This is a genomic window from Mesorhizobium sp. M7A.F.Ca.US.005.03.2.1 (assembly GCF_003997795.1).
Taxonomy (GTDB): Bacteria; Pseudomonadota; Alphaproteobacteria; order Rhizobiales; family Rhizobiaceae; genus Mesorhizobium; species Mesorhizobium ciceri.
Genome location: NZ_RZRP01000195.1, coordinates 1 through 8,607 on the forward strand (window position 1 = coordinate 1; position 8,607 = coordinate 8,607).

Annotated in this window: 6 protein-coding genes and 1 pseudogene; 5 read left to right on the forward strand and 2 right to left on the reverse strand. The window is 64.5% G+C overall.

The annotated features are described in order from the left end of the window. A pseudogene (locus EN991_RS13375) lies at window positions 1-1,082 on the reverse strand (mechanosensitive ion channel family protein); the annotation flags it as partial. A 223-nt stretch (window positions 1,083-1,305) separates the two neighbouring features. On the opposite strand from EN991_RS13375, the gene EN991_RS13380 reads away from it, so the two are divergent. The 5 genes from EN991_RS13380 to EN991_RS13400 all read left to right on the forward strand — a co-directional run bounded on the left by EN991_RS13380 (window position 1,306) and on the right by EN991_RS13400 (window position 8,065). Beyond that, complete coding sequence (locus EN991_RS13380; RefSeq protein ID WP_127368926.1) at window positions 1,306-2,565, forward strand: sarcosine oxidase subunit beta; 1,260 nt, start codon at window positions 1,306-1,308, stop codon at window positions 2,563-2,565. 17 nt (window positions 2,566-2,582) lie between these two features. After that, a complete protein-coding gene (locus EN991_RS13385) occupies window positions 2,583-2,879 on the forward strand; it encodes a sarcosine oxidase subunit delta (protein WP_127368927.1) in 297 nt (98 codons plus the stop codon). Beyond that, window positions 2,876-5,869: a sarcosine oxidase subunit alpha gene (locus tag EN991_RS13390; protein WP_127368928.1), complete on the forward strand. Its 2,994-nt coding sequence runs from the start codon at window positions 2,876-2,878 to the stop codon at window positions 5,867-5,869. Before EN991_RS13385 ends, EN991_RS13390 begins: the two co-directional genes overlap by 4 nt. After that, on the forward strand, window positions 5,862-6,449 hold the full coding sequence (locus EN991_RS13395; RefSeq protein WP_127368929.1) for a sarcosine oxidase subunit gamma: 588 nt from the start codon (window positions 5,862-5,864) through the stop codon (window positions 6,447-6,449). Before EN991_RS13390 ends, EN991_RS13395 begins: the two co-directional genes overlap by 8 nt. Window positions 6,450-6,622: 173 nt before the next feature. Then, the gene (locus EN991_RS13400; protein WP_127368930.1) at window positions 6,623-8,065 is read left to right on the forward strand and encodes an MFS transporter; all 1,443 of its coding nucleotides are present in this window, start codon (window positions 6,623-6,625) and stop codon (window positions 8,063-8,065) included. Window positions 8,066-8,076: 11 nt separating this feature from the next. On the opposite strand, the gene EN991_RS13405 is transcribed toward EN991_RS13400, so the two are convergent. Next, the coding region (locus EN991_RS13405; RefSeq protein ID WP_127368931.1) for a nitroreductase at window positions 8,077-8,607 on the reverse strand (531 nt) is incomplete at its 5' end.

The following is an 8,607-nucleotide window of genomic DNA, read 5'->3' on the forward strand; positions in this document are numbered from 1 at the left end:
GTCAGCGACAGCGGCGAGCCCATCGTGTCGTTGACGATCGACAGGAAATAGTTGACGCCGAGGACCACGGCCATGGCAGTCGTCAGCCGCACAAGCCAGCGCGCCGGTCCGGTTTCGACGGGAATGAGCCGCCAGTTCGGCAGCCGCGGCTCGAGCGCCGCATTGGTCAGCCGGTTGACACAGAACACCCCGGCGATGACGGCTGCCAGCGTATTCAGGAAGACGCCGATGTCGCCGCGCAACAAATTGTAGTAGTTGAAAAAGAATACCGTGGAGGCCAGGAACACGCTGACCGCCAGCGACGGCAGCAAGGTCGACCAGAAGGCCACCGACAGGCGGCTGAGATAGGACGGGTTCTCGTTGGCAGGGTCGGCTTCGAATATGCGTCCGAACAGGCGCCGGCCGCCAACCAGCAGCACCAGCGCCAGCCCGAGCGCCACGAAGGTTGCCGCCAGGATCGCCTGGAACTTGAACTTGAAGGCAAAGCTCAACCAGGACGACACCGCCTTGTAGAGATTGCCGAACTCGTCGCGGGCGTCGGAAAACACCTGCGGGCTCAGCGCATCCGACAGCACGTAGCGCTTGGTCAAAAGATTGCGGAACAGCTCGCTGCGCATATTGCCGATCTTGTCGATCAGCCCGCTGATGCGGATCGACAGGTTCTGTGCGCTGGCAACGACCGCGTTGATCTCGGCCTTTTCCGATGCAAGCGCCTGACGCTCGCCCGTCACGATGTCGGGCTCCTGCGGCTGGCCCGCCGCCGGTGGAGGACCCAGCACCTCGATGCGATTGTTGATCTCGGTGAGCCGCGAGCGGAATACCAGCGCACTGGTGAGTGCCGCCCGCGACAGATCCTCCAGCTGCAGACGGATCTCCACGAGTGAGGCATCGTCCTCACCGTCCTGCTGTATCTTCTTCTCGAGATCGTCCGTCTTGGCCGTTAGATCCTGGATGACCTTTTGCTGATCGGCGACCAAACCGGCCGAGCCCTGGCCGAGCGCTTGCGCCATCGCCTTAAACGAAAGCGGCGCCGAAACGACCAGCGTGAGTACCAGGATGAGACGAAGCAATCGGAAAAGCATGATTTGTTGGCGACTCATCGGCGGCAAAGGCAATTTGAAAGCCTGTCCTTGATAAACACGGCCCTATCATGGGGCAAGCCGTCGTATCGCGAGCCCAACCGATCACTCACGCCGAGTGATCCCATCCCGGGCGTCGGCCAGTCGAAAGGCGATGGCGCAATATTGGCTTTGCGGATGCGGCCTGCTCTATAGTCTGCCGCATCGCCCGAACCGGATGACATCAATGGCAGAGTACTCGGCCTTTTCGCTGCTCGCGAACGCGCTCAAGGGAAACAAGGATTGGAAGCCGGCATGGCGCAAGCCTGACCCGAAGGCGTCCTATGACGTCATCATCATCGGTGGCGGCGGTCATGGGCTGGCGACCGCCTATTATCTTGCCAAGGAACACGGCATCACCAATGTCGCCGTTGTGGAAAAGGGCTGGCTCGGTTCCGGCAATGTCGGCCGCAACACCACGGCCGTGCGCTCGAATTATCTGCTGCCTGCCAACACCCGCTTCTACGAACACTCGATGAAGCTGTGGGAGAACCTGTCGCACGAGCTCAACTACAATGTCATGTTCTCGCAGCGCGGCTGCCTGAACCTGGCGCACACGCCGGCCCAATTCGACGACTATGCAAGGCGCGGCAACGCCATGCGCCATCTCGGCGTGGATGCCGAACTGATGACGAAGGCTGAGATCAAACGCCTGATTCCGGCGCTCGATATCTCCGACAACGCGCGTTTCCCGGTGGTCGGCGGCCTGATGCAACGCCGCGCCGGCACCGCCCGCCACGATGCGGTGGCCTGGGGCTATGCGCGCGGCGCCGACAGGCGCGGCGTCGACATCATCGAAAATTGCGAGGTCACCGGCTTCCTGCGCGACGGCGACCGCATATCAGGCGTCACCACTTCGCGCGGCGACATCCGCGCCAGGAAGGTGGCCGTGGCGGTCGCCGGCAGCACCGGACGCGTCATGCAGATGGCCGGCATCGAGACGATGCCGATCGAGAGCCATGTGCTGCAGGCCTTCGTCACGGAATCGCTGAAGCCCTTCATCGACACGGTCGTCACCTTCGGCATGGGCCATTTCTACATGTCGCAGTCGGACAAGGGCGGCCTCATCTATGGCGGCGACATCGACGGCTACAACAGCTACGCCCAGCGCGGCAATCTGCCTGTCGTCGACGAGGTGATGAGTGAAATGCTGGCGTTGTTTCCGGGCCTCGCGCGCGTGCGCATGCTGCGCTCCTGGGGCGGTGTTTGCGATATGTCGATGGACGGCTCGCCGATCATCACCGCCGGCCCCCTGCCCGGCATGTATCTCAACTGCGGCTGGTGCTATGGCGGCTTCAAGGCGACGCCGGCTTCCGGCTGGTGCTTCGCCTGGACCATCGCCAAGGACCAGCCGCACGACCTCAACGCGCCCTTCACGCTCGACCGCTTCCACCGCGGGCTGGTAATCGACGACAAGGGCCAGGGTGCAAACCCGCGGCTGCATTAGGCAATAGGTAGAGTCCAATGTTGATCACTTGCCCCTATTGCGGCCCGCGCGACGTCATCGAGTTCACCTATCAGGGTGACGGCAATCGTGAGCGTCCCGACCCCGCCTCGCAGAATTTCGAGGCGTGGAACGCCTATGTCTATGACCGGCTGAATCCGGCCGGCGACCACAATGAGGTCTGGCAACATTCCGGCGGCTGCCGCGCGCATCTCAAGGTCGTGCGCAACACGCTGACGCATGAGATTTCCAGCGTTGCCTTTGCGCGCGGCGATCATGGGCCGGCCGCGCGCCGCAAGGCGGAGGACAAGGCATGAGCCCGCGCCGTGCCGACACCGGCGGCCGCATCGACCGGCTGAAAACCATCCGCTTCACCTTCGATGGCACGGCCTACACTGGCCATGCCGGCGACACGCTGGCGTCAGCCCTGCTGGCCAAGGGCGTCACGTTGTACGGGCGTTCGTTCAAATACCACCGCCCACGCGGCCTGCTCACCGCAGGCGTCGAGGAACCCAACGCGCTGGTGACGGTGCTGAAGGGCGAGGTTCGCGAGCCCAACATTCCAGCGACCATGGTCGAGATCCATGACGGGCTGGTTGCCATCAGCCAGAACCGCTTTCCCTCGCTTGCCTGGGACATCAACGCCGTCAACCAGCTCGGCGGCAAGATCCTGTCGGCCGGGTTCTACTACAAGACCTTCATGGGACCGGTGTTCGGCCCGCTCAAGGGCACGCGTTTCTGGATGTTCTGCGAACACTTCATCCGCCGCGCAGCCGGTCTCGGCAGTGCCGGATCGGCGAAAGACCCGGCCCGCTACGAACGCATGAACGCCTTTTGCGACGTGCTGGTCGTCGGCTCCGGCCCTGCCGGCCTGATGGCCACCAAGGCCGCCGCCGATCAGGGTGCGCGCGTCATGCTGGCCGATCTCGAGCCGCATTTCGGCGGTTCGGCCAACTGGTCCGAGGAAACGATCGATGGCGCGCCTGCCGCCGATTGGGCGCGGCGCACCGTCGCCCAGCTCGCAGGCCGCGACAATGTCCGGCTTCTGCCGCGCACCACGGTGTGGGGTTACTACGACAACAACACGCTTGCGGCGCTCGAACGGGTCAGCGACCACAAGGAGCACCCCGGCAAGGGCGAGCCGCGCCATCGCTATTGGGCGATCCGCGCCAAATCCGTGGTCCTGGCCACTGGTGCGTTCGAGCGGCCGCTCATCTTCCCCGGCAATGACCGGCCAGGCGTGATGCTGGCGCATGCAGCCGAACGCTATGCCAACGAATTCGGCGTGCTGCCGGGCGAGCGGATCGCGTTGTTCACCAACAATGACAGCGCCTATCGGGCGGCTGTCGCCTTGAAGAAGGCCGGTGCTGCGGTCGTCGCCATCGCCGATGTCAGGCCGGAACTTTCGCCGGAGATGCGCAAGTTGGCCGCGGAAGCCGAGGCAGAGATCTTTGCCGGCCATGCCGTCGTCGCCACCGAAGGCGGCAAGGCGCTGTCCGGCCTCAAGCTGCAGCGCTTCGACATGGCCAATGGGGCACTCATCGGTGATGCACGCAGTATCCATGCCGATTGCCTGCTGATGTCCGGCGGCTGGTCGCCGACCATCCATCTGGCCAGCCAGGCCGGCGCCAAGGCGGAATGGAACGCCGCGCGGCAAGCTTTCCTGCCGCCAAAGCCGACACAGAGCTGGATCGGCGCAGGCGCCTTCACCGGAAGCTTCTCGACGGCCGAAGCCATCGCCGAAGGCCGCGCCGCCGGCCTCGCCGCCGCAGGCGGGCAGAGCACACCGTCCATGCTGCCGACCGTCGAAGCAGTGCCTGGCGATCCCGACCCCGCCCCGGTGTTCGAGATCAGGGCCAAGGGCAAGAGCTTTGTCGATTTCCAGCACGACGTCACGGCCGAGGATGTGCGGCTGGCTCACCGGGAAGGCTTTGTCTCGGTCGAGCATCTCAAGCGCTACACCACGCTCGGCATGGCGACCGACCAGGGCAAGAGCTCCAACGTGCCTGGCCTTGCCATCATGGCCGAGGCGCTGGGCAAGCCGATCCCCGAGGTCGGCACGACACGCTTCCGGCCGCCCTTTGCTCCGGTGTCGATCGGCTCGCTGGCTGCCGAGCGTTTTGGCGACCTGAAGCCAGAACGATTGACGCCGATGCATGACTGGCATCTGGCCAATGGCGCGACGATGTATTCCGCCGGCCTCTGGTACCGGCCGATGATCTATGGGCTTTCAGGCGAAACGGTCGAGCAGGCCTATGTGCGCGAAGCCAAGGCGACGCGCGAAAGCGCCGGCATCGTCGATGTCTCGACACTGGGTAAGATCGCGGTGCAAGGCCCTGATGCCGCCGCATTCCTCGACCGCGTCTACACCAACATGTTTTCGACGCTGGCCGTCGGCAAGGCCCGCTACGGGCTGATGCTGCGCGAGGACGGCCTCGCCTTCGACGATGGCACCACCTGGCGGCTCGGCGAGCAGGATTTTCTGATGACCACCACCACGGCCAACGCCGGCAAGGTGATGCAGCATCTGGAATATTTCCTCGACGTGATCTGGCCGGAGCTGAAAGTCCACGTCACCTCGGTGACAGACGAATGGGCAGGTGCCGCGATCGGCGGCCCGAAGGCCAGGCAGATCCTCGCCGCCTGTGTCACCGGCACGTCGGTCGACAACGCCACCTTGCCCTTCATGGGCATCGTGCGCGGCGAAATATCAGGCGTGCCGGTGATGATCTGCCGGCTGTCCTTCTCCGGTGAAATGGCCTTCGAGGTCTATTCCGGCGCCGGCCATGGCACCCATGTCTGGAAAGCGCTTGTCGAAGCCGGCAAGCCGTTCGGGCTGGTCACCTACGGTCTTGAGGCATTGGGCACCATGCGCATCGAAAAGGGCCATGTCACCGGCGCCGAGATCGACGGCCGCACCACGGCGCGCGACCTGCATCTCGACTGGATGCTGTCGAAGAAGAAGCCGTTCATCGGCTCGGCGATGATGGACCGCGAAGGCTTGATCGCATCGGACCGCCTCGAACTGGTCGGCCTGATCGCCCTCGATAACCGGCCGCTCAACGGTGGCGCCCACATCGTCGAGGAGGTTGACGAAGCCAATCCGCACGACTCCATCGGCCATATCACCGCCTGCTGCTATTCGCCGGCGCTCGGCAGACATATCGCGCTGGCGCTGGTCGAGGGCGGCAAGGCACGGCACGGCACGCGCGCCCACGTCTCCGATCCCTTGCGCAACCGGTTCGGACCGGTCGAGATCGTCTCCAATCACTTCTTCGATCCGGACGGGAGCCGCATGCATGGTTGAGCACCAATCCCCGCTTGAGCCGGAATTTCACGTCGGCTCGCACGGCAATTTCGAGCATGGCGTCGAGATCATCCTGACCGAGGCGAGACCGGGGTCGATCGTGCAGCTCGCCGCCTGGCCCGGCGAGGAGAAGAGGCTGATCGCAGCCATCCGCACCGTCACCGGGCTGGCGCTTCCCGATGGCGCCGGCGGCGGAGTGAGCGACGGGGTCAAGTCAGTGTTCGGCTTCGCGCCGGGGAAGTTCACCGTTGCCGACGAGGCCGAAGGGCTGGCCGCTGCCTTTGCCAAGGTGGTGACCTCGGCCATCGGCACGGTGACCGATCTCTCGCACGGCCGCACCGCCATCCGCATTGCCGGGCCGAAGGCCGAATGGGTGCTGGCGAAATTCTTCGCCATCGACTTTTCGCTGCCGGCCTTTCCCAATGGCGCCGGCCGCTCGACCGCTCATCACGACGTCTTCGCCCAGATCCAGCGCACCGGCGCCGACCAGTTCGACATCTATGTCTTCCGCTCGTTTGCACGCTCGTTCTGGAAGGCGCTCTGCCACGCCAGCGAGGAAGTCGGCTACGAGGTGCAATAGGCGGCGCCGAACGGTCGCATCGCTCCTGCTTCTGGCATCAACGCCAGCCGTTTCTGCCGCTAGAGAATCAGGCCGCAGGCGCCCATGGTGCGAAAACGCGGCCGCCCAACCGGCCCAGGGATATGAAATCCCTTGTTCAAGAGTCGGCACATTCGTTTGGTTCGAACATCTCCATGACCGCAGAACTATCCGCCGGCGCCACGGATCGCGCCGATGTGCCGGCCAGAGCCTTGCTCCTGCTGCCGCTGACGGTCGCCTGCGGCGTGTTCATGACCAGCCTCGACCAGAATGTCGTGGTGACCGCGCTGCCGGGCATCAGCGAAAGCCTCGGCCGTCCGCCCAGCCAGCTCGGCCTGCTGATCACCGTCTATGTCGCCAGCCTGATCATCTCGATGCCGCTTGGCGGCTGGGCCGCCGACCGCTTCGGCCTGCGCAACGTCTACTGCTTTGCCTTGCTGGTGTTCGCCGCCTCGTCGGCGCTTTGCGGGCTGTCCGACAACATCTGGACGCTGGTTGGTGCGCGTGCGTTGCAAGGCTTCGGCGGCGCCTTGATGGGCACACTCGGCCAGGTCGTCATCCTGTCGACTTTTCCGCGCAGCCGAACGCTCAAGATCAACATGTACATCTCGCTGGCCGGCCAGTCCGGCCCGCTGGTCGGTCCGCTCGTCGGCGGTGCGCTGACCACCTTCATTTCCTGGCGCTGGATCTTCTTCATCAACGTGCCGTTCGCGCTGGCGGCGGCAATTCTTGCCGCCTCGCTGTTTCCGACGATGACCAAGCCCGTGCGCACGCCGTTCGATTTTCCGGGCTTCGTGCTGGTCGGCAGCGGCATGGTCCTGCTGGTCTTCGGCATGGATTCGCTTGCCGCCAAGGACGCCGCGGGCGGCATCATCGCCGGCGAACTGGCGCTGGCGCTCGTCATCCTGACCATCGCCTCGGTCTACTGCCTGCGCGTGCGCAATCCGCTGCTCGATCTCAAGCTGTTGCGCATCCGTACCTTCCGCATTTCGTTCCTCACCGGCGGCGGGCTGGACACGATCGGCCTTAGCTCGGTCGTCTTCCTGCTGCCGCTGATGTTCCAGCTCGGCTTCGGGATGAGCGCGGTGCAGGCGGGATCGCTGACCTTCGTCGCCGCGGTCGGCTCGGTGGCCATGCGGTTCTTCATGCCGCGTGTCCTCAACCGTTTCGGCTTTCGCCGCGTGCTGGTCTACAACACGCCCATCGTCGCCGCCCTGGTTGCCGGCTTCGCGCTGATGCAGGCGACGACGCCGGTGTGGATCGTGCTCACTTACATCTTCGTCTTCGGCGTCTTCCGCTCCGCGCAATGGGCCTCGACCGGCAACCTCGCCTATTCCGACATCGCGCCCGAGCAGCTCGCCCGTTTCAGCGCGCTCTATTACATATTATGGCAGCTGGCGGTGGCGATCAGCGTCGGCCTGGCCGCCGCGGCATTGTCGTTTCTGGCGGGCGGCGGCCCCGCCGTCGCCGACGATTTCCGCATCCTGTTCGTGATCGAGGGCGTCATCACGCTCTGCGCGCTGCTCGCCTATCTCAAGCTGACGCCCCAGGACGGCGCCCATGTCAGCGGCCACGGCGCACAGATGAACACGGAATGAGGCTGGCTGGCTTATTCGCTGAACGTCACCCACTCTTGCAGCGGCACGCGGTCGGTGCGGAAGGCGTTTTCAGGTTTTGACGTATCTTCATAACCAAGCGCCATGCCGCAGACGACGATCTCCTCGTCCGGAATGTCGAGCACCGGCCTGATCTGCCGGTGATAGGGCGCGAACGCCGCTTGCGGGCAGGTATGCAAACCCCTGCCCCGCGCCGCCACCATGATGTTCTGCAGGAACATGCCGTAGTCGATCCATGAGCCCTGGTTGAGGCGGCGATCGATGGTGAAGATCATGCCGACCGGCGCGTCGAAGAAGACGAAGTTGCGGTCGTGCTGGGCGCGCATCTTGTCGACCTCGCGGCGACCGATGCCGAGCGCGCCATAGAGGCCGAAACCGTTGGCGCGGCGGCGGGTCAGATACGGCTCGAAGAACTGCGTGGGATAATACCGGTACTCGTCCCAATCGGCTTTTTCGGCGCGAATGCCGGAATTGAGAATGGCGTCCGATATCCGCTGCTTGCTCTCGCCCTTGGTGACATAGAC